This window comes from Chryseobacterium pennae (assembly GCF_003385515.1).
Taxonomy (GTDB): Bacteria; Bacteroidota; Bacteroidia; order Flavobacteriales; family Weeksellaceae; genus Chryseobacterium; species Chryseobacterium pennae.
Map to the genome: position 1 here is coordinate 62,289 of NZ_QNVT01000022.1, position 20,740 is coordinate 83,028.

The 20,740-nt window shown below is 33.9% G+C and carries 18 protein-coding genes and 1 riboswitch; of the genes, 6 read left to right on the top strand and 12 right to left on the bottom strand.

The annotated features are described in order from the left end of the window. The 3 genes from DRF65_RS19775 to tsaE form a co-directional block, all read right to left on the bottom strand. Positions 1 to 372: a hypothetical protein gene (locus tag DRF65_RS19775; protein ID WP_115972471.1), complete on the bottom strand. Its 372-nt coding sequence runs from the start codon at positions 370 to 372 to the stop codon at positions 1 to 3. Continuing rightward, the gene (locus DRF65_RS19780; protein WP_115972472.1) at positions 373 to 1,563 is read right to left on the bottom strand and encodes an alanine dehydrogenase; all 1,191 of its coding nucleotides are present in this window, start codon (positions 1,561 to 1,563) and stop codon (positions 373 to 375) included. Between the two features lie 69 nt (positions 1,564 to 1,632). Beyond that, positions 1,633 to 2,040: a tRNA (adenosine(37)-N6)-threonylcarbamoyltransferase complex ATPase subunit type 1 TsaE gene (tsaE, locus tag DRF65_RS19785; protein ID WP_115972473.1), complete on the bottom strand. Its 408-nt coding sequence runs from the start codon at positions 2,038 to 2,040 to the stop codon at positions 1,633 to 1,635. A gap of 768 nt (positions 2,041 to 2,808) precedes the next feature. On the opposite strand from tsaE, the gene DRF65_RS19790 reads away from it, so the two are divergent. From DRF65_RS19790 to clpP, 3 genes are all read left to right on the top strand, one after another. Then, positions 2,809 to 4,647 carry a PGAP1-like alpha/beta domain-containing protein gene (locus DRF65_RS19790; protein ID WP_115972474.1) on the top strand — a complete coding sequence of 613 codons (1,839 nt, stop codon included), beginning with the start codon at positions 2,809 to 2,811 and terminating at the stop codon, positions 4,645 to 4,647. Positions 4,648 to 4,809: 162 nt separating this feature from the next. After that, complete coding sequence (dnaG, locus tag DRF65_RS19795; protein WP_115972475.1) at positions 4,810 to 6,798, top strand: DNA primase; 1,989 nt, start codon at positions 4,810 to 4,812, stop codon at positions 6,796 to 6,798. Between the two features lie 111 nt (positions 6,799 to 6,909). Then, complete coding sequence (gene clpP / locus DRF65_RS19800; protein ID WP_115972476.1) at positions 6,910 to 7,596, top strand: ATP-dependent Clp endopeptidase proteolytic subunit ClpP; 687 nt, start codon at positions 6,910 to 6,912, stop codon at positions 7,594 to 7,596. A gap of 204 nt (positions 7,597 to 7,800) precedes the next feature. Here clpP and DRF65_RS19805 read toward each other — a convergent pair whose 3' ends face one another. Next, entirely contained in the window at positions 7,801 to 8,916 is a 1,116-nt protein-coding gene (locus DRF65_RS19805) for a T9SS type A sorting domain-containing protein (protein WP_115972477.1), read from the bottom strand. A gap of 71 nt (positions 8,917 to 8,987) precedes the next feature. After that, positions 8,988 to 9,177: riboswitch (cobalamin riboswitch) on the bottom strand. A gap of 255 nt (positions 9,178 to 9,432) precedes the next feature. On the opposite strand from DRF65_RS19805, the gene DRF65_RS19810 reads away from it, so the two are divergent. Beyond that, positions 9,433 to 10,698 carry an esterase-like activity of phytase family protein gene (locus tag DRF65_RS19810; RefSeq protein WP_115972478.1) on the top strand — a complete coding sequence of 422 codons (1,266 nt, stop codon included), beginning with the start codon at positions 9,433 to 9,435 and terminating at the stop codon, positions 10,696 to 10,698. Between the two features lie 116 nt (positions 10,699 to 10,814). On the opposite strand, the gene DRF65_RS19815 is transcribed toward DRF65_RS19810, so the two are convergent. From DRF65_RS19815 to DRF65_RS19850, 8 genes are all read right to left on the bottom strand, one after another. After that, the gene (locus DRF65_RS19815; RefSeq protein WP_115972479.1) at positions 10,815 to 11,630 is read right to left on the bottom strand and encodes a retropepsin-like aspartic protease; all 816 of its coding nucleotides are present in this window, start codon (positions 11,628 to 11,630) and stop codon (positions 10,815 to 10,817) included. 119 nt (positions 11,631 to 11,749) lie between these two features. Further along, the gene (locus tag DRF65_RS19820; RefSeq protein WP_115972480.1) at positions 11,750 to 12,907 is read right to left on the bottom strand and encodes a helix-turn-helix domain-containing protein; all 1,158 of its coding nucleotides are present in this window, start codon (positions 12,905 to 12,907) and stop codon (positions 11,750 to 11,752) included. A gap of 245 nt (positions 12,908 to 13,152) precedes the next feature. Continuing rightward, entirely contained in the window at positions 13,153 to 13,911 is a 759-nt protein-coding gene (tpiA, locus tag DRF65_RS19825) for a triose-phosphate isomerase (protein WP_115972481.1), read from the bottom strand. Continuing rightward, on the bottom strand, positions 13,908 to 14,600 hold the full coding sequence (locus tag DRF65_RS19830; RefSeq protein WP_115972482.1) for a DUF4276 family protein: 693 nt from the start codon (positions 14,598 to 14,600) through the stop codon (positions 13,908 to 13,910). The genes tpiA and DRF65_RS19830 overlap by 4 nt, the downstream gene beginning before the upstream one ends. Next, positions 14,597 to 15,973 (bottom strand): AAA family ATPase, encoded by a 1,377-nt coding sequence (locus tag DRF65_RS19835; RefSeq protein ID WP_115972483.1) that lies wholly within the window; start codon positions 15,971 to 15,973, stop codon positions 14,597 to 14,599. The genes DRF65_RS19830 and DRF65_RS19835 overlap by 4 nt, the downstream gene beginning before the upstream one ends. Before the next feature lie 140 nt (positions 15,974 to 16,113). Beyond that, positions 16,114 to 16,461 carry a TerB family tellurite resistance protein gene (locus DRF65_RS19840; protein ID WP_115972484.1) on the bottom strand — a complete coding sequence of 116 codons (348 nt, stop codon included), beginning with the start codon at positions 16,459 to 16,461 and terminating at the stop codon, positions 16,114 to 16,116. Positions 16,462 to 16,573: 112 nt separating this feature from the next. Further along, the gene (locus DRF65_RS19845) at positions 16,574 to 17,683 is read right to left on the bottom strand and encodes a BT_3928 family protein (protein WP_115972485.1); all 1,110 of its coding nucleotides are present in this window, start codon (positions 17,681 to 17,683) and stop codon (positions 16,574 to 16,576) included. A 1-nt stretch (position 17,684) separates the two neighbouring features. Then, positions 17,685 to 18,251 (bottom strand): DUF1599 domain-containing protein, encoded by a 567-nt coding sequence (locus DRF65_RS19850; RefSeq protein WP_115972486.1) that lies wholly within the window; start codon positions 18,249 to 18,251, stop codon positions 17,685 to 17,687. Between the two features lie 226 nt (positions 18,252 to 18,477). On the opposite strand from DRF65_RS19850, the gene folP reads away from it, so the two are divergent. Then, entirely contained in the window at positions 18,478 to 19,344 is an 867-nt protein-coding gene (gene folP, locus DRF65_RS19855; RefSeq protein WP_165852275.1) for a dihydropteroate synthase, read from the top strand. A 367-nt stretch (positions 19,345 to 19,711) separates the two neighbouring features. Then, positions 19,712 to 20,584 carry a branched-chain-amino-acid transaminase gene (ilvE, locus tag DRF65_RS19860; RefSeq protein ID WP_115972487.1) on the top strand — a complete coding sequence of 291 codons (873 nt, stop codon included), beginning with the start codon at positions 19,712 to 19,714 and terminating at the stop codon, positions 20,582 to 20,584. Positions 20,585 to 20,740: the final 156 nt, after the last annotated feature.

Sequence of the window (20,740 nt, forward strand, 5' to 3'; positions counted from 1 at the left end):
CTATTTAAGTTTTTTTAAACTAATAAAACCTGCGTGATCTTCACATTTATCGAAATGAATTTCGAACCTCGGATTTTTTTCAGGATAGGTGATAAGATAATCCGGGCAAGGTTTCTTTTGTGCATGGCTGCGATCAAAATCTACTTTTCCGTTAGTAATGATGCTGTCTTTTAAAAACTTTTCATCAATATTATTTAAAATCATTTCATTATGAAATTCTTCTGAATATTGAAATTCTTTAGAAAGTGTTTCGGCAATTACGCGGCTGTTAGGTAAATAACCGCTGCAGCTTGCGCCTTTTTTGTTTAATATAAAAAATACGATAACTAGCCCCGGAAGGAAGCCTATTGCATAAAATTTAAGTTTTTTCATTTAGAAAATTAAAAGATTGATATCGTGGTACGTAAGTCCGAAACGGTCACAGATGATCTTTTTGGTATGTCTTCCTTTGTACATATATAAGCTCTGCTTCATTTCATTTTTTCGGATCAGCATGTTTTCAAAGCCGCCCTCTTCGTCATAATTTAAAATATAGGAAAGGAAGAAATTGGAGATAGCCTTGGTAGTGGTTCTCGGCATTCTTGATGTAAGGTTCGGAAGCCCGCAATGGATTACCCCATGTTTGATCACATAAGGATCTTCCATGGTAGTAAGCTCTGACGTTTCAATAACCTTACCGTTGTCTATGGTAATATCGATGATGACACTGCCTTTTTTCATTTTCATGACCATATCTTCAGTCACAATGGGCGTCATATTTAATCTTGGAAGGGCTCCGATCACTACATCAGCACGTCTTAAGCTTTTGCTGAGCTCTTTAGGATCGATAACGGAAGTCGGAACACGGCTGTCTACCATGGTGTGAAGCCTTCTTAATTTTGATAAAGAGTTGTCGAAGACTTTTACACTTGCTCCTAAGCCGATGGCTGCCTTTGTAGCAAATTCACCTACAATCCCAGCTCCAAGAATAACTACTTCAGCAGGTCTTACTCCCGTAATTCCTCCAAGCATTAAACCATTGGATAGGGCTAATAATTCTGAAGCATATAAAATAGAAACGGTTCCTGCAATTTCACCGATTAATCTTACCAACGCCAGCTGTTTGTATTCATCTACGATAAATTCAAAGGCAATCGCATTTATTTTTTTCTCTGCAAGCTTAAGGAAATACTCCTTATCTCTAAGGTTGATCTGAAGTGCTGAAACCATATACGTATTAGGTTTCATAAAGTCAATTTCATCCAGAGTAGGAGGATTGATTTTCAGGATCAGATCCTGACCGAATGCTTCTTTCGGATCATTGGTAATCTTTGCCCCGGATTCGGAATATTGTAAATCTGTAAAAAATGAACCTTGTCCGGCTCCTGATTCTACAATGATCTCATGGCCATGTTCTACCAACACCTGTACGGCGTCAGGAGTAATGCAGGTTCTCCTTTCGTTGAGACAGGTTTCTTTGGGAATCCCAATGCTGAACTGTTTTCCCTTCTTTATAACCTCCAATTTTTCCTCTTTCGGCATCAATTCTTCTTCTGTGAAAGGAGTAAAAATATTTGTGCTCATCCTTAAATTAAATTATGTCTTACAGATTGTTATTTTAATACTGAATTAATAAGCAAAGATACATAATATTTACTCGAATGAAACTTCTCTGTTTTCACCCGTGTTCACAATACTCATTGTGTGATAGTTGAGCCCGTAAAGCTCTTCTTCATACACTTCCGGCCACTCAATAATGCATAGGAAAGAGTTATCAAGATATTCTTCAATCCCAATATCATATACTTCCTCAATGTTTTTTAAGCGGTAAAGATCGAAATGGAAAACTTTCCCTTTTGAAGTATTGTATTCATTAACGATAGAATAGGTAGGAGAGTTTACTTCATCCTCACTTCCCAGATTTTTTAGTAAGAACTGAGTGAAAGTAGTTTTTCCTGCTCCTAAATTTCCTTTAAGCAAAAGAATATTATGTTTTAAATGAGGAAGAATGGTGTCAACAACTTCCTGCCAGTCTTCGATTGTATGTATAGTGAATTGCATAGGCTGATTTGTTACAAAAATAGTAAAATTTACACGTAATAATTTTGCATTTGAAGAAATCTTTGAATCCTAAAAACCCTTTGATAGATTGATAATTAAGAATTAATTACACTCATCCCAAGTAAAACAGCTGTCAAAAATAAGCTGATTTTAATATGATAACCTGAGTTCGGGGTAAGGAGTTTGTATAAATAACAGTAAATCAAATATTTATATTTAATTATCTTGTTTTTTAGCCCATTCACTTAGTTTTCAGGATAGAAAATGGACGAGAATAGAAATATTAAATTCATTTTTTATAAAATTTCATAGAATAAAGATATAAAACACTAATGATTGAATAATATATTATTCATTATTAACAACTTACAAGGTTGCTATTATTGCTTTCTTATCCCGAACTCAGGTTATGATAATAACAGAAGGTTTCAAAAAAGATGAGTTTTATACTAAATGATAAACAAAATTGGTGTTAGTGAATAGCTTTTTTTTTATATAATTCTGAATAAGATTCTTTTTGTTGAATATTTTTATTGGTAATTTAATTATTTGTATGATTTATTGTGTTTAATTTATTTTTCGTCAATTTTATTTGTTATTTTATTATTGCTATTTTAAATTTGGTCGGATATTTATAAATCACTTTATAGTGATGTGTTGGTCTTGCTTAATACCTTTTGCGTTCTAAAGAATTAGGATTATATAGATTCATCTAATTGTTTTAGTGATTTGTTATTTTAGTAAAAACATAATTAAAAATTACATCCTATGAAAAAAATTTTGTTACTATTTCTGGTTATTTTCTCTAGTAAATTTTTTACTCAGCAGCTTTCTTCTGCTATTTTACCAAAGCCTAATGCTTTATCTTTAAACTATCTTAATAGTCTTCTGGAAAAAAATATTTTGTATGGGACTACGCCGCCTAATTATAACGGGAAAACAATCCTTTTTACCCACGGTTTTATAGGGTCTACTGAATCTTTACTTATTGGAAACTCAATGTATAAAGAAGCTTTTAATGGCGGATATAAAACGGCTTTTGTAGCAACCAGCAGGTTTTTGGGAGACTGGGAGAACGGAAAAATATTGTCCAGAGCAATTGATCAGGTAGAGACTTATTTTGGAGCCAATACAATTACTATTATAGCTCATAGTAATGGGGGAAAGGCTTCAGATGTTGCCCTATTGGAATATAAAAAAATAAATAAAGTAGATAAAGTGATTACTTTAGGTACTCCCCACAGAGGAACTCAACTTGCAGATTTTGTTAACTATCCGGTACTTACCTGGATAACGCAGGCTTTGCAATTGGGACAAGGTTCACAACTGTCCACTACCTCTTACTGTGATACTTATTTCAGACCTTACATGGATAACCATTCACTTAACCAACCTAAGAAATATTATAGTCTGGGGGCTTGGGGATATACCAGAGTAACAGGATTGCTTTCTCCCGTAATTATTCCGGCAGGAAATGCAATTCTTGCTTTAGGAGGAGGGAAAAATGACGGGGTTACACCATTTTATAGCTCAACAAGACCGGGTTCTAAGCAATTAATGACTGACACTGACCCTAGAGGATATATTAATCATATAGATATAATGGAAGGAGTCTATGTTTGGAATAATGCTATAAAACCTGTTTTGGATGGACAAGTTATCAATAATGGTGTGGCAAATAGAATATCACAACCGGAAAGGGCTGAATTTAAAGTGGTAAGTAACTATCAATTGATTTCAAATAACGATCTGGAAAATTTACAGTTTGGAAAAAATGTCAATAATGTTCGTTTTGAAATTATTACCAAAGATGCAAATGCTTCTGTAGATATTATAGATTCTGCTACTGGAAAAATGTTGAGCCAAGTAAAAAGTAATAGGACTCTAGATAAGAGTGGAGGTTTTGAAAGCCATTTATTGTCATACGGCTTCAATTTAAGAAATAAAGAGCTTAAACTAAACAGTAATTCTAAATTTATAGCTGTGGTTGATGATGGAATTGACAGTCCGATGGAGTATAAAATTAAAAAAGATAATGAGAAAACTTATCTGGAAATATCTTTTCCTAACCTTAGTTCTGAAGAACTTCAAAAAGTTTCAATTAAAAATGAAGCCTATTGGATATCGGATTTAAAAGGAATGAATATGACATCTGAAGAAAAGCCAGTGAACTTGAAATTTGAGCTTCGTAACAATAAATTTGTAGCAGATGTAAATCGTGAACAGAATGGGGTCTATTCTATAAAGCTAACCGCTAATCTTGGGAATGGAATCAAAAGAAATATTATAAATGGTTTTGTTGTTTCAAATAACGGAAATGTTACTCAATCTAAAGCCGCAAATATTCAAAATAGAACTCAATTTACCATTGGTGATAATCCTATTGGTGATAATACAAAACTAATAAGTAGTGGTGTGCTTACAGGAGAGGTAAATGTTAAAATTTATAACTACTCCTCTAAATTGTTGAATCAATATACTGTAAAAGTAAATGGTGAAAATAGCTTAGACTTTGGTAAATATACTAATGGTTTGGAAAAGGGTATCTATATTGTTAATATAGAATATGGTACTACAAAAGAGAGTCTGAAATTCATAAAAAAATAATTTTGTTTATAAATACTTTTAAGCCGGGAGTTTCCCGGCTTTTTTATTGAAGTATGTGTATCAAGGGGTTAGAGGATTTTAGGGTAATAAATTACTCTATAGAAAACTTTTGTAAGGCTTTCTTTTTTTGTTAGAGGAAGAGAAATGTCATATTTTTACATCATGATTTCTAAGCAGACCATAGATAAAATATTCTCCACAATCAGGGTGGAAGAGATTGTAGGTGAATATGTGCAGTTGAAAAGAGCGGGGTCTAACTTTAAAGGCCTCAGTCCTTTTCATGAAGAAAAGTCTCCCAGTTTTGTTGTTTCGCCAAGTAAGCAGATCTGGAAGGATTTCTCTACTGGAAAAGGAGGAACCGCGATATCCTTTTTAATGGAAATTGAAAACTTCACTTATCCCGAAGCTCTCCGTCATGCCGCAAAAAAATACGGAATTGAAATCGAAGAAGATCTGCGTGAAATTTCTGAAGAAGCAAAACATGCACAGACAGAAAAAGATCTGTTGTTTAAAATTCATGAAGTAGCTAATACTTATTTTCAGGAAATCCTTTGGGATAACAAAGAGGGGAGAAGTATAGGATTATCCTACTTTAAAGAAAGAGAACTTAAAGATGATATTATTAATAAGTTCCAACTTGGATATTCTCCAGAACAAAAGAATGCATTTACCGCTTATGCTTTAGAGAAAGGCTATACTAAAGAGATTCTTGAAAAATCAGGGCTTTCTATTTTTCCTGAAAATACTCCGGCAGGTGTTGATAGATTCCGTGAAAGGGTAATTTTCCCGATCCATAGTTTCTCAGGAAGGGTTTTGGGCTTTGGAGCGAGAATCCTTAAGAATAATGTAAAAACAGCAAAGTATCTCAACTCGCCGGAAACGGAGATCTATCATAAATCCAATGTTCTTTACGGGTTAAACCAAAGTAAGCAGGCCATTTCAAGAAAGAATGGCTGTCTTTTGGTGGAAGGATATATGGATGTGATTTCACTTCATATGTCCGGAATTGAAAACGTTGTAGCAAGTTCCGGAACTTCCCTTACCACTGAGCAGATTAAGTTGATTAAGAGACTTACGGAAAACGTAACGATTCTTTTTGATGGAGATAATGCAGGGATTAAAGCCAGCTTCAGAAGCATTGACATGTTGCTGACAGAAGGGATGAACATCCGTGTTTTGCTGTTCCCTGATGGTGATGACCCGGATTCCTTTGCCAGAAAACATCCGCAGGAATATGTAGAAAAATACATTGAAAATGAAGCGATGGATTTCATCGATTTTAAGGCGGAAATTCTGTTGCGGGATGTTGGAAATGATCCTATCAAAAAGGCGGAAGCAATTCGTGATATCGTAAAATCAGTTTCCTTTGTACAGAACGCACTGAAAAGGGAAGTATATCTGAAGGAGGTTTCCAATAAATTTGGACTTTCTGAACAGAGTCTTTTCAATGAGCTGGATGTTCAGAAGCAGATTACGCAGAATCAGACCCATCATGTCCAGCAGCAGCAACACAAGGAAAAAGCGGCTCCAAAGCTGGAGATTGTTCCTCCGGATAAAGAAAAAGAAGACCCTTTTTTGTTTGAAGTATTGTTTATGGAGAACAAACTTGTTGAGCATATGTTAGCATTTGGAGATATTGTTCTTAAAAGGAAAAATGAAAATAATGAAGAATATCAGATAACAGTTATTGAAGAAATTATTCATCACTTTGAAGAGGAACAGTATACATTTTTAGTTAAAGGAAATGAGATTATTATCAATCAGGTCAAAGAAGGAATTCAGAAAGACGAGTTGAGAAGTGGAAACTTTTTTGTATCTTTTATGGATGAAGAAATTACGACAAAGGTTGTAGATGCGCTGATTCCTTTGGATGAGCTGGAAAACTGGGCGTCCAGAAATATTTATCCGCCGAATTACGGAGATAAAGTTGCAGATCAGATCCAGGGTGATGTTTTGCTGCATAAATACAGATATATTGATTATCTGATTACTGAAACCGCGAAAGAACTGGATCAACACAGCAGTACGGATGAAGTAAAATATTATGAGCTGATAAAAAAAATTACTTTGTTAAAACAAGCTTCCATCAGACTTAGCAATATCATTGAATATTCCCCGATTAAAGGGATATATGTGGATAGGAAAAGATAGTTTAAAGACAGAATAATTACAGATTCTATGACAAAAAGTCCTATAAAATTTTAGGAATAAATATTGTAATTTAAACTTCGGAAATATTTTAAAATAATACATAATATCAATATGGACATTAAAAAGGAATTCAGAGATTTCTCTGTAAAACATTTAGGAAACAACGGTCTGGCTACCGATCAGTATATGGGAATGTATGGCCCAACGAATTTAACTCCGTACATCATGGAAGAAAGAAGATTAAACGTTGCTCAGATGGACGTTTTTTCCCGTCTGATGATGGATAGAATTATCTTCCTGGGAACTGGAATTGACGATCAGGTAGCGAATATCGTTACTGCTCAGCTTTTATTCCTGGAAAGTGCAGATCCGTCTAAAGATATTCAGATCTATATCAACTCTCCTGGTGGAAGTGTATATGCCGGTTTAGGTATTTATGACACCATGCAGATTATTAAGCCGGATGTAGCGACAATCTGTACAGGAATGGCTGCTTCTATGGGAGCAGTATTATTGGTTGCAGGAGAAAAAGGAAAGCGTTCTGCGCTTAAACATTCAAGAGTAATGATTCACCAGCCTTCAGGAGGTGCTCAGGGAGTAGCTTCCGATATGGAGATCAACTTAAGAGAGATGTTGAAATTGAAGCAGGAGCTTTATGACATTATTGCTCATCATTCAGGACAGACTTACGAGTGGGTAGAGAAATCTTCCGACAGAGATTACTGGATGACTTCTGAAGAAGCTAAAAGCTACGGTATGGTAGATGAGGTTCTTCAAAGATCTACAGAGAAAAAATAATTGATTGTATAATCATAATGAAAAACGCATCCAAGTTGGATGCGTTTTTTTGTTTGCGACGAATACACGAATTTTTATTGTACGTTTCATAGCAGATTACTATAACGAAGAAATATCAAAATTGAAGACGCGATATTCCCCTCCGATGGAGGGGTGTCGAAAATTCAAAGAATTTTTGACGGGGTGGTTTACCCATCTCCCTCTCTACTTCTTCACTATCTTATGTACAGTAGAATCACTCTTAGTCTTAACCTCAACCCAGTATACACCGGTATTTAAAGATGTAACATTAATCTTAGATGTCTGAGTAGTCATCACTTTCTGCCCTAAAGAAGAATAAATATTGACTTCTTTGATATTTTCAGGAGTTTCAATCTGAATAAAATCACTTGTTGGATTTGGATAAATATTGAATAATGCTTTCTTGTTTGCTGAAGCCACCGATAATGTAGCGTTATGTGCCTCAGTTGGTGTGAAAGGTCTTCTTTGTCCGAAACTTAATCCTAACCATGTATTGTTGCTCAATTGTATCTGGCTGAGATCAGTTTTTTTCTGCCAGCTAGAAAGGTCTTCTCCGGTGTATAATTTCCAGTTTTCTGTTCCGGAGTTATTTCCTGTGAAGGTATTGAGTGATAGATTGGAAATTTGGTTATTGCTGGAAGTGAAATTGAAATAGGAAGCTTGTGACTGGATAAGCTGCAAAGCCTGTTCCGCTGTTATACTGCCATTATATTGAATTCCAAAAACAAATGAATTGGCTTGATCATTAGAATTATTAGTTCCAAAATCTACCACAACAAGACTTTTATTGGCTCCTGTTCCAATCCAATGGGTAATTTGTGATGAAGTATACCATTGGGAACTGTAAGCGGGAACTGGAGTTGATGGTGGGGTATCGATTTCATCCATTCCATAGGTTATTCCAAACCATAGTCCGTCTGTTAAAGCAGTATATCCTACACCATTATTTTGATTGGACATATTCCCTGCATTAGGTCCCGACCAGGTAATCCAGTAATCATCTGTACTTGGAGTATGATGATTGTATGTGAAGCTGTACAGGAACCCTGAAGGAATGTCAGCCTCTATTTTAGGCTCTGCTTCTACAATAGCATTAACCATATCTTCCGCCATTAAATTATCATCATCAAAACGATAACCCCAAACATAAGAATTAGGCGTGTTGTTGTCATTAAAATCAGCAATGAAATAGGCCTTTTTAGAACCGGTTCCCACCCAAAACTTAATGTCATTTTCTGTGAATTGAGCGAAGAAAAACTGCGTACAAAGCAGTAAGAAAAAAAAATAGATTTTTCTCATAATATAATTAAATTAAAGTTTTATTCCCGAAACTTATTAATAGGAAGAGACTGGTATAGTCTGATTCTAAAATTAAAAGTTTATTCAAGGCAGGTCTCCTGGCTCGCATCCTATAGCTAACCTTCCCGGATTTTGGTCCAGTGGTATCATACAGCTACAGGTAAAACAGCTTACAGTTGCGGGTACAGCTCAAGATTTGAATAATATTCTCACTTAATTCCCTATTATGAACAGTGTTCAACCTTAAAGACCGCAAATATATCATATAAATTTTTGATGCCTATTTTGTGAATTACATACCTGTTTTAACCTTTTATTAAAGGTTAATTGTATTTTCTGAATTTGAATTTGTTGATTGGTAATGGATTGGGTTTATGTGTTCGGATTTTTAAGTTAAATATGAATTTTTGTTGTTTATACTGAATTCATCTTTAGGTTCTATTGTTAAAATACAATTATCATTGCATTCAAGATCAGTTTATAATCAAGTTATACTTTCGCGCCATAAAAGTTAATATGAAAAAATTACTATTATCTGCTTTGATGATGACTGTATTATGGTCATGTAAAGATGATGACAATAATGTAAATAACCAGGATATTAATTATTCTAAACTTCCGCAGGAATTTCCATTTTCTACTTTGGCAACAATAAACGGAGTAGCTGTGATTAATGGTGGATTTGGCTCTGGAGCTGCTGCTCACCCTACAAGAAAAGGGGAGTTTTATGTGATTACAGACCGTGGTCCGAATACAGATTATCAGAATGGTAAAAAATTTTTAACTCCCAATTTTACTCCCACCATTATGCATTTTAAAATTAATGCTGAAGGGAATGTAGAAGTAATCAAATATATTAAACTTAAAAATCCATCCGGACAGCCTATTACAGGACTTCCAAACCCAGTAGGAATGGGAAGTACAGGTGAAGTAGCTTATGATGCATCAGGAAATGTTCTGGGAACGGATAAATATGGCTTAGACAGTGAAAGTATTGTAGCTGCATCAGATGGTACATTCTGGGTTTCTGATGAATACGGACCGCACATTGTTCATTATAGTGCTGATGGAGTAGAGCTGGAAAGAATAAGCCCGATTGGGGTAAATACAGGAAGTAGAAAATTACCTGCCGTTTTAGCTAAAAGAAGAGCCAACAGAGGCATGGAAGGTCTTTGTATAACTCCGGACGGGAAAACATTGGTGGGGACAATACAGTCCATGATGTTGGTGCCTTCAAAAGCTTTGGCAACGAACACAACCTTAACGAGAATCGTAACTTTCGATATCAGTACTGGAAAAACGAAACAATATCTGTATAAGCAGGATGGTGGAGCTTCGGATTCTGTTTGTGACATTACGGCATTAGGGAATAATGAATTCCTAGTGATTGAAAGAGATGGTAATTTCGGGACACAGGGCGGAATTAAAAAGGTATACAGAATCAACTTAAGTGATGCAACGGATGTTACCGGAACTGACCTTGCAGCTGTAGACGGAATGAAAGTAAACGGAAAAGCGCTGGAACAGTGTACCTGGGATGAACTTGCCAACGCAGGAATTAAACCTGTTTCTAAAAAACTAGCGGTAGACCTGGTTGCTAAACTAGGATATGAGCACGATAAATTTGAGGGAATTGTTTATTTAGGAAACAATAAACTGGCTGTTTTCAATGATGATGACTTTGGGGTAGTAGATGATGGAAACGGAAATCCTAAAGCAAAAATACTTCCTAAAACAGGGAAGGTAGACAAAGGAACTATGTTTATAGTCGATATTCAATAATTAGATTTTTTTAACGGAAAGCGGCGGATTTATTCCGCCGCTTTTTATTATTATTGACCTTGATAATTAGTTTAGAAAATGAAAGATATTTGGAAGAAAGGTGGTGTTTGTTCAGCCTATTCAATCCAAACTCTGTTATTTTTAAAATCAATTGTAAAAATATAGCTGCACATGGCCTCAAAATTGAGCACGCCATCATAAATAATATCTCTTGTAAATGACTTTGAGGTAAATGATTTTTTTCCAATAATAAATGGAGTCTCAGAATTCATTTGATCCTTGTCTTTTGATAGTTTCCAAGTTGCAGCAGTTTCTGTAGATAAAAGTAAAGGCCCGCTGTTTCCGGAATCAAGAAGAAACCAGTATGACTGATTGGCTTTTGGAATATTTAAAAAAATATTAAGTTCAGTAGCTTCCAGACCATTGGCAAATCTGCTGGAAACTAGATGTTTCCTATGTATTGCCTTTTTTGATGAAGAATGACTCTCGATAATAATAGTATTTTTAGCAAGATTGAGCGTAAGAATATGATCAGTAAATGATTTTAAAGAAATAACACCATCTATTTTGGGAAATTCTTTTGGCAGAATAGTCATAATATCTAGAACACCTACTGTTGGATGGTCGATTTTTTGAGAACCAATAGTCATTGAGATATGATCTGACTTTTGAACTTTAATAATTTCTCCGCTCATTCTAAAACCTGTAGCACTTCCATATATTTTTTTATTAAAATGCTTTGCGATCTCTGGAGAAATAAGAGTCCCACCTCCCCCGGTATCAAAAAGGAAATTATACTTTTCCCCTTCAATAATTACCTCTACAGTTTTCATGTTTTCAATATAAGGTTTTAGCCTTATAGTGTCTTGTCCAAATCCCCAAATGCTTATTCCTAAAAATAATAAGTTGAAAAAAGCTTTCTTTGTTTTCATAATTCTTTTGTTTGTTATGTGAGACAGAATAGTCTCTGTTTTATAGCAGACAAATTTGAATTATTATCTTCCGAAAAGCGACCGATTTTAAAAAGTCGAACCAAATAAAAAGGGGTTGATCAATTTGCTTTATAAAAGGTATTTCTGTACTCTGTAGGGGTTAAAGTAGTATATTTTTTAAATGCAGTATTAAATGATGATTTTGAATTAAAGCCAACCTGGTATAAGATTTCTAAAACAGTGCAATCTTTTTTAGAGTGATTTTTTAATAATTCCATTGCATTTTCGATGCGGTATGTATTCACAAAATCAAAAAAATGCTGGTTCATATTTGAGTTAATTAAAACGGACAATTCCCGGGTGGGCATATTCATTTGCGCTGCAAGGTTTTGAACTGTAAGAGCTGGATCTAAATATGGCTTTTCTTCTACCATATATCTGTTCAGTAATTCGATTTGGAAGTTGATCCTGTTATCGTTGATCTTTTGTTGGTCTTCTGATTTGATCTTCGGAGGTATTTCACCTTTTAAGTCGTTTATGATCTGTAACTGAGTATCAACTCCTCTAAAAAATTCAGGATATTTTAATGCTTTTAAAACAAACCAGCTGGTGACAATTAATGCAATGATATCCAGAAATCCATTAATGAAAATCAGAAGTTGATGATCATCGGTATATCTCAATATATTTTTAAAGGTTGCAAAATAATGAACAGCTGTAAAAAGTAAGGTTATTTGAAACAACCATTTAAATACTAAATTGGCAGAATAAGATTGATTTTGGAGATAGAGATTTCGGGTTCTTCTCAAAATCATGAAAATGAAAATAGTATAAACTAAATACTGGATTTCTATCAAATATTGGAAAATAATCATTTCAAAGGTTTGATGATGATGTTTGAAGAAATACTTTTTTTCAATATCATCAGCTCCATAAATTCCTGAAGCCAACAAAAGGTTGATAACAATAAAAGGAATTGTATGTAACAGAAATTTACTTTTTAATTGAAAATCATTATAGCAAAGTGATAAAACATACAAGTAGAATAGGGGAATGTTCAATAATATGACAGTCCACCTGAAAATCTCTAAATTTGGATAAATGCTAATGATAGGTTCAACAATGAAAACTCCGGCAACATCAATAGCGGTCAGAAAAAGATATCCTGCAAAAAGTTGATTGGAAAGCTTTTTAGTAGATTTTATGGTCAATAAAAAGAAAATAAGAAGGAATAATATAAAAACAGATATGATAGCGATCGTTTTTAAAAAATCCATTTAAGTAGTTTTAAGTGATGTATAAAAAAATAAAAATCTTCAGAATTTCTTCACTTCCTATCCTTGGCCCCAACTAATTTTTTCTAAAAATCAAAACAAATGTAAATATAGGTTTTTATAATAAAAAAGCGGTCTCAAAAAAATAATGTTTCTCGTAGTCATCCGGCTGATAGCTTTTGCCATTTAGTAGATTCCTGGAGTACTATGTTATCTTTTAGAGACCGCCTTTTTTTATGTTACATCTTTTAATTGAAACCCTCAATAATTTTAGAGAAATCCTCTAATTTCAAAGCAGCACCTCCAATCAGACCTCCATCAATATCAGGCTGAGAGAAGATTTCTTTAGCATTATCCGGTTTCACAGAACCTCCGTAAAGGATAGAAACCTCATCTGCTACTTCCTGTCCGTATTTAGCAGCAATCGTATTTCTGATGTGTGCGTGGATTTCCTGAGCCTGTTCCGGGCTTGCTGTTTCCCCTGTTCCGATCGCCCAAACCGGTTCGTAAGCGATAACTACCTTTTTGATCTCTTCTGCTGAAAGGGTAAAAAGAGCTACTTCAGTTTGATTTTTAACCACTTCAAGGTGTTGACCCGCTTTTCTTTGCTCAAGTGTTTCCCCGTTACAATAGATTGGGGTAAGACCTTTATCTAAAGCTAATTTTACTTTTCTGTTGCAGTGAGAATCTGTTTCTCCGTGGTATTGTCTTCTTTCAGAGTGTCCGATCAATGAACCTGTAGCATCGATAGATTCCAGCATATCAGCAGAGATTTCTCCTGTATAAGCACCACTTTCGTGCTCGCTCATGTCCTGAGAGAATACTCCAATTTCATCCTTTTCAAAGATATCTTTAGCCATCATTAAGTATAAAGATGGAGGAGCGATCCAAACCTCACAGTTCGTAGCATTATTGTTTTTATAGCTTAGCAATTGAATCATTAATTGTTGTGCATCAATTACATTTTTGTTCATTTTCCAGTTGCCTGCAACTATTTTTCTTCTCATAAGTTAATATTTAAAACTTCATTATAATTTATTAAATTTATTTTTTTTAGAATCTCAAAAGTCTTTTTATAAAAGACTTTATAAGATTCTAATTTTAATAATTGTTGTATATCTAATTTCTGACCAATAATTTGATATAAGTCTCCAATTTTTAAATCATTTCTTCTTTTTTTTGGTAATTCTGAGTTTATAATATTTAAAGCATCTACAATCTTTTTCTTAGGATCTTTAAATGTTTCAGGGTTCCCAGAAAGGTTTAATTGTGATTTAGATTTATCCGTTTTTATTTCATCTTTGAAGAGAACGAAGTCAGCAAGCATCCATGCTTCAGTCATGTGAACAGGTATAACTTCAACAAAATTAAATGCCTTAAGTTTTTCATCTGTATCTAGTTTGTTTCTTAATGGCATGAATTTAAATTCAAGAGTATTGTTTGGCGAGATATCATCTGCATCTGCATGAATAAATAGGATTTCAGAAGAGTTTTCTATAAAACAATTTTTGAAAACATGAATCATCTGATCTACAAAATTGTGACCTTCTTTTTGATAAGATTTTAATACAATTTCAGTATCTTTATTTCCATATAGAAACAAGATGTCAGAAATTGTTCTTTCAAATATTTTAGATAGAAATCTAATATCGGTTGATCCCTCAGTGGTGTAAGCTAAAAATAATTGATAACTCATTCTGTAATATCAAATTTTCCTTTATTTAAATACTCTTGTACATCTGCTAGTGTAATTCTATCCCTAAATAACTTTAATTGTTGAGACTTTTCGGCTAAAAGAATTTTTGTAGCTTCTATTTTATACTTTTTATTATCAACATTAATTATCATCATTCTCATTTCACTGAACCACAGGATTTTTAAATTATCATTTTTAAAATTTGTCATTAAATTACCTACTAAAACAGGAGAATGTGTATTAACTATAACTTGTCTTAAAGGAGCATTTTTATCTGAAAAATTAGATGATAAGTTAACTAACAAGTCTAACATTGTTGACACTCGAGAAGGGTTTACTCCATTTTCAGGCTCTTCAAAGCATAGAAGACCAGAGAATTTTTCATCAAATTCTAGTATGCATAGTGTAAGAATTCTAAGTGTTCCTTCTGATAATACTCTAGATGTGTATTCTTTTTTGTCTGTATCTATTAGTTTTATTATATACTGTCGATTTTCTTTGTCATCAAAGGCTTTTACCTCTATGAAATTTGGTAAAAACTGATTAAGTTTTCTAGAAATTTCACCTAGAGCAAATGGATTATTTTGTGAAATTCTATATAGTGAAGCTGCTAAATTTTTCCCTGTTTGGGATATTTCATCCTCTCCATTATTTTTATTAGTTGGTTCTCTTAGGTCATCAGGATTTAGTTGTAAAAATTTCCAAGATTTCATTTCCTCTTTTGCTGCTAAAACATGAGGGAAATCAATACTATCAAAGCTACTTAATACTGTTCTATTTGCACTATTTAAAGGAAATCTTCTTTTATTGCCACCTTTCAAATCTTGTGGAACAATTACCGTATTTATCCCATCTTTTAATTCTGTATCAATATAAGGGACACCTCTTTTTCCAGTTGGTACTTTAGGCCTCCAGACTTCTCTTAAATTTTTAGGAATATTATCAATCCATTTATCATCTTGATGTTTCAGATTAACTAATCTTTCGTATACTAGTTCAATATCTTCTAATCCAGAATTATTGGTATATCTTCTTATTTTTAATTGATATTGTAATCTTGTGTACTTTAAATCTGCTTCATTTCCCCATGCATCTCTTACTGTTTTATTTACTAGCATTTCTACTTCAAATTCAATTAAATTTGAATGATGTAATTGATCGTACTTTGTAAATAATTCTATGAACTCTCCTCTTTGTTCACTTAATGACCTTTTTATATTGTCACTATCTGCAAGCTTAGATAATAAAGATAAAGCATCAAATAGATTACTTTTACCAGAAGCATTTGTTCCTGCTATTACTGTAAAAGGTGTAAATGACATTTCAAAATTATGAAAAGATTTAAACCCATTAATTTTAATATTAGTAATCATTTATTTATAATTATTTGTTTAAAAAGTTTAGAAACAAATTTAAACTTTTTTAGGTGTCACTTATTAATTTTATCTAATTTAAAGTTGTAAGTATACACCAACGAAAGATCTTTGATGAAATTTTTTATTTTGAGGAAGAATTACAATCCCCATAAGTTTTTCAGCAAAACGTAGAAGGTGTGTTCTTCTTCAGTGACCTTGTTGTCTGCTTTAATCAGAGACTTGGCAAACTGAGCAAATTTTACACGTTCATCTTTTGTAGAATCATCCAGGAAACATCTTCCATGAAATTCAAAGTGATCTTTCCATTCTTCAGGCTGTAAAAGAGCCAATGTTTCAAGCTCATTGTCAAGGTTCATTCTGAATGGGAATTCATCAGCCAGATATTGCTGTACCAACATTCCTTCTTCAGGAGCAAACTCTCCGTCTACAGAAGAAAGGATCATTAATAAGTGGTAACCGGCGATAGATTTATTTGATTTTTGCATAAGTTTTAAAATTAAGTTTAGTGTTTAAAGGTATAGTCTGGTCTTTATAAGTTTTAGTCTTTATCTTTTGAAATTGACCATTCACTTGTGAAGCAAAACTGACTATTCCCATTTATTTTACATAGTCCTTTGCAGGCTGTTTATCAATAATTTTTCCATTTTGAAGAACCAGTACAAACGGGTTGCTCCTTGCAATGGTTTTAATAGCAGTGCCGTCCATCATGGCATTTTTAATCGTTTTAAAAGTATTCTGATCCGTTGAAACACCATAGATAAGTGTCCCTTTCTGAGCATTTACTTTAGCTTCTACCTTTTGAAGAAGATCTGCAGAAACCTCTTTCGGATGGTAAGAAAATACAAGAATAGCTTTTGGAGCTTTAATGATCTCGTCAGTAAGTTCCATTCCTGTAGGATCTTCAATCTTGAATTTTACAATCTCAGATTTATAACCTTCTTTTACAAGTACAGATTCATTTTTTCCTTCTTCAATTTTCCATGGAGAACCTTCTGCCCAGTATTTTGTTTCCTTGATGTACTCATCCTGATTCACCTTTAAAACTTCATTTGTTTTCTGATTTTTAAGAGAATAAAAAGTTTTGTATTCGGATGGATTTTTATTGATCTTTTCTTTTTCCCCTTTGATATCTGTCCCGATTTTATAATCACGGAAATCGATCATCGGTTCATGCATAATTCCCTGAGCCATAATGTAGATCATTACCAGAGAAAATGCCGCGAAAATATAATATTTGAACTTTCCTGTAGATTCTTTTTTGTTGCTTCCGTACTCATCCGTTTTACGGAAATCTTTTTTGTAAAGGGCAAACAGAATGATAAGCCCTATAAGAAGAGCCACATCTTTAAAGAAACTCTGCCAAGGCGTAAATTTAATAGCATCTCCGAAACATCCACAATCTGTAACCACATTGAAATAAGCGGAATAGAAGGTAAGGAAGCCAAAGAACACACAAAGAGCAATTAAAGCTGATAAGGTAAATTTAAGCTTCATTTTCAGCAGCAGCATAAATCCGAGGAAAAGCTCCAGTACAACAACGATAATTGAAAACAGCAGGGCAAATTTTTCAAAAAACGGCATATTGAAGACTGCAGGTGAAAAATATTCCTCCATTTTGAAAGAGAATCCTACCAGATCCACAGCTTTTACAAAGCCGGAAAGGATAAAAATGACAGCGATAATAAAGCGTAATAAACCTTTGATCATGTTAAATAGTTTTGGGTTCGAATTGGTTTTTTTGTTCTGAGAATTTAATCAGGCAGAAAACAGCATAATTCAGCATATCGAAATAGTTGGCATCAAGGCCCTCAGATACGATGGTTTTTCCCTGATTGTCTTCAATCTGTTTAGTTCTTAATACTTTCTGATAAATCAAATCTGTAATAGAAGAGATTCTCATATCTCTCCATGCTTCCCCGTAATCGTGGTTTTTTCTTTCCATTAAAGCCTGAGCTTCCTGGGAATATTTGTCATACAGACTTAAAATTTCTTCCTTATTTTCATTAAAATCATTGGAAAGTCCTTTTTCAAGCTGAATAAGCCCAATGATAGAGTAATTGACAATCGCGATAAATTCATCTTCCTCACTTTCATCCACCATTTTTACATCAGTCATTTGCAGCGTACGGATTCTGTTGACTTTAATATAAATCTGATCCGTAATGGAACTCGGTCTTAAAACCCTCCACGCCGGTCCGTAATCCTGTAACTTTTTACTGAAAAGATCACGACACTGACTGATAATTTTCTCGAACTGTACTGATGTTTTTGACATAAAATTTCTTAATCTTCCAAATATACGAATTCGGTTTTGTTTATGAAACGGGTCTGAGGGGAATCATGTTTGAGAGTTGTAGGGTTTTAGGGTAGGAGTGTAAGAGAGTGTGAAAGTATCGAGTGAAAAATAAGTAATTGAGATGATCTGATTTCTGGCTATTAGCCTCCTATTTCAAGTGCAAATTACTAATTTTGCAGTACATAAAATCATTTATAGACTTCTTATGTTTTCAAACTCCAAAGCGCTCGAACCCTCAAACCCTCAAACTTACTCTGTCAACTGTAATGGCAGGCTAGTACAATTAGACACTCCAAAGATCATGGGAATCCTGAATTTGACTCCGGATTCATTCTCAGATGGAGGAAAGTTTAATGATGAAAAACTGGCATTAAAACATGCAGAGAAACTGTTAAATGATGGAGCAGAAATTCTTGATATTGGCCCGCAATCCACCCGCCCAAACGCTGAATTTCTGAACAGTGAACAGGAAATTAACAGGATTGGAAATGTGATTTCTAATATCAAAAAAGAATTTCCGGAAGCATTGATTTCTTTGGATACATTTTACGCAGAAACAGTAAGGTTCGGCTTCAATGAAGGTATAGATATGATTAATGATATTTCTGGTGGGCAGTATGATGAAAAAATGTTTGATACAGCAGCAGAAACCAAGCTTCCGTACATTTTGATGCATATCAATCCGTCTTATAAAACTATGCATGATAAAGTTAAGTTTGAAGATATAACATTGGAGGTTAACAGATATTTTTCTGAAAAAACGAATGAATTGCTACAAAAAGGAGTAAAAGATATCATTTTAGACCCCGGTTTCGGCTTTGGAAAAACAGTAGAAGATCAGATGAAAATGATCAACGAGGTTGAATATTTTGGGTTTGGGAAATTTCCTTTACTGATCGGTATTTCAAGGAAATCATTTATCTATAAACCGCTTGGGAAATCTCCACTTGATATCAATGAGGAAACACAGAAATTACACATGAAAGTTCTGGAGCAGGGAGCCAAAATTATAAGAGTTCATGATGTGGCTGAAGCAAAAGAAACAATCAGTCATTTTTTACAGAAAAAATAAAAAGTGATAAAAAAACTTGTGGGTTTTTAAAAAGTTTATACATTTGCAGTATGAATTTTACGAATCAGAAAAATATTATTGTCATTTCTATTGCAGCTGTTGTCATTTACAACAGTAAGGAAACGGCATTTTAAAATAGATTTTTATTTAAATTATATATAAGCCGTTTCATTTTGAAGCGGCTTTTTTTATTTTAATTTTTAAAGTACAGGTATGTATCAGTTTTTCGCAGTAATTATTATCGTCATTATTATTCCCTTACGTGTGTGAGACGGAAGATGTATGACTGTACATATATTGAGCCCTCTCACACTGTGAGAGGGCTTTTTTTATTCCCATTTCTTAAATTTTTAACCCCCACTATAACATGTATTACAACGACGACACGGTCATCTATTTTGATGGAAACTTCATGAAAGCCAAAGACGCAGGAACCAATCTTTACGGGCAATCTCTTCACTATGGATATTCTGTTTTTGAAGGAATCAAATCTTACAGTACAGCCCACGGAACAAAGATTTTTAAAGCAAAAGAACATTATGAAAGATTGAAAAGATCCGCAGAACTGATGCATATTCCCTTCAATTATTCAGTAGATCAGCTTACAGATCTTACTTATGAACTGCTGGAAAAAAACGGTTTCTCAGACGCTTATATCCGTCCTTTGGTGACCTGTTCTCCCAATATGTCCCTTTCAAAAGGTAAAGAATCCTATCTGTCCTTATTAGCCTGGGAGTGGAATAACGGTTATCTGGCAGATAAAATGAAGATCATGACATCAGAGTTTCAGCGCCCCAATCCAAAAGCTTTTAAAGTAGAAGCCAAAGTCGGCGGACATTACGTGAATTCTATTCTGGCCTGTCAGGATGCGAAAGACAAAGGTTATGATGAAGCTTTGGTATTGGATGAGAACGGGAATGTAGCAGAAAGCTCGGGAGCCAATGTCTTTTATGAAAAAGAGGGAACATTATTTACTCCGGCAAAAGGCAGTATTCTTCCGGGAATTACACGTCAGACAGTTTTTGAAATATGTAATGAATTGGATATTCCCGTTAAAGAAACCCTTTTTAAACCTGAAGAAATGAGAGGTGCTGATGCAGCTTTTTTCTGCGGTACTGCCGCTGAAATTGTAGCCCTGGATTCAATGGATGATATTCCTTTTACCAGGAGATGGGAAGATACAGCAAGTGAAAAAGTACAGCAGGCTTATTTGAAATTAGTAAGAGTTCTGTCATTGTAAATTTTAAAAATATAAACAATTGATTTTTAGATGGTTGAGTCTTTTTTGTAAACAGTTGGATATTGTAGTTTTCATGAAAATCAGAAATGAAGAAAATATTACAAGCTGTAGTTTTGAATCAGAATTAAGTAAATAAATGTCATTTTAAGAGATAAT

What these genes read in the sequence shown, in the direction of transcription:
- dnaG (WP_115972475.1), top strand. Translation starts at nt 4,810, where the DNA reads ATGATTTCTAAGCAGACCATAGATAAAATATTCTCCACAATCAGGGTG.
- ilvE (WP_115972487.1), top strand. Translation starts at nt 19,712, where the DNA reads ATGTATTACAACGACGACACGGTCATCTATTTTGATGGAAACTTCATG.
- DRF65_RS19815 (WP_115972479.1), bottom strand. Translation starts at nt 11,630, where the DNA reads ATGAAAACAAAGAAAGCTTTTTTCAACTTATTATTTTTAGGAATAAGC.
- DRF65_RS19830 (WP_115972482.1), bottom strand. Translation starts at nt 14,600, where the DNA reads ATGAGTTATCAATTATTTTTAGCTTACACCACTGAGGGATCAACCGAT.
- DRF65_RS19775 (WP_115972471.1), bottom strand. Translation starts at nt 372, where the DNA reads ATGAAAAAACTTAAATTTTATGCAATAGGCTTCCTTCCGGGGCTAGTT.
- DRF65_RS19845 (WP_115972485.1), bottom strand. Translation starts at nt 17,683, where the DNA reads ATGATCAAAGGTTTATTACGCTTTATTATCGCTGTCATTTTTATCCTT.
- DRF65_RS19805 (WP_115972477.1), bottom strand. Translation starts at nt 8,916, where the DNA reads ATGAGAAAAATCTATTTTTTTTTCTTACTGCTTTGTACGCAGTTTTTC.
- tpiA (WP_115972481.1), bottom strand. Translation starts at nt 13,911, where the DNA reads ATGAGAAGAAAAATAGTTGCAGGCAACTGGAAAATGAACAAAAATGTA.
- folP (WP_165852275.1), top strand. Translation starts at nt 18,478, where the DNA reads ATGTTTTCAAACTCCAAAGCGCTCGAACCCTCAAACCCTCAAACTTAC.
- DRF65_RS19820 (WP_115972480.1), bottom strand. Translation starts at nt 12,907, where the DNA reads ATGGATTTTTTAAAAACGATCGCTATCATATCTGTTTTTATATTATTC.
- DRF65_RS19850 (WP_115972486.1), bottom strand. Translation starts at nt 18,251, where the DNA reads ATGTCAAAAACATCAGTACAGTTCGAGAAAATTATCAGTCAGTGTCGT.
- DRF65_RS19840 (WP_115972484.1), bottom strand. Translation starts at nt 16,461, where the DNA reads ATGCAAAAATCAAATAAATCTATCGCCGGTTACCACTTATTAATGATC.
- DRF65_RS19810 (WP_115972478.1), top strand. Translation starts at nt 9,433, where the DNA reads ATGAAAAAATTACTATTATCTGCTTTGATGATGACTGTATTATGGTCA.
- clpP (WP_115972476.1), top strand. Translation starts at nt 6,910, where the DNA reads ATGGACATTAAAAAGGAATTCAGAGATTTCTCTGTAAAACATTTAGGA.
- tsaE (WP_115972473.1), bottom strand. Translation starts at nt 2,040, where the DNA reads ATGCAATTCACTATACATACAATCGAAGACTGGCAGGAAGTTGTTGAC.
- DRF65_RS19790 (WP_115972474.1), top strand. Translation starts at nt 2,809, where the DNA reads ATGAAAAAAATTTTGTTACTATTTCTGGTTATTTTCTCTAGTAAATTT.
- DRF65_RS19780 (WP_115972472.1), bottom strand. Translation starts at nt 1,563, where the DNA reads ATGAGCACAAATATTTTTACTCCTTTCACAGAAGAAGAATTGATGCCG.
- DRF65_RS19835 (WP_115972483.1), bottom strand. Translation starts at nt 15,973, where the DNA reads ATGATTACTAATATTAAAATTAATGGGTTTAAATCTTTTCATAATTTT.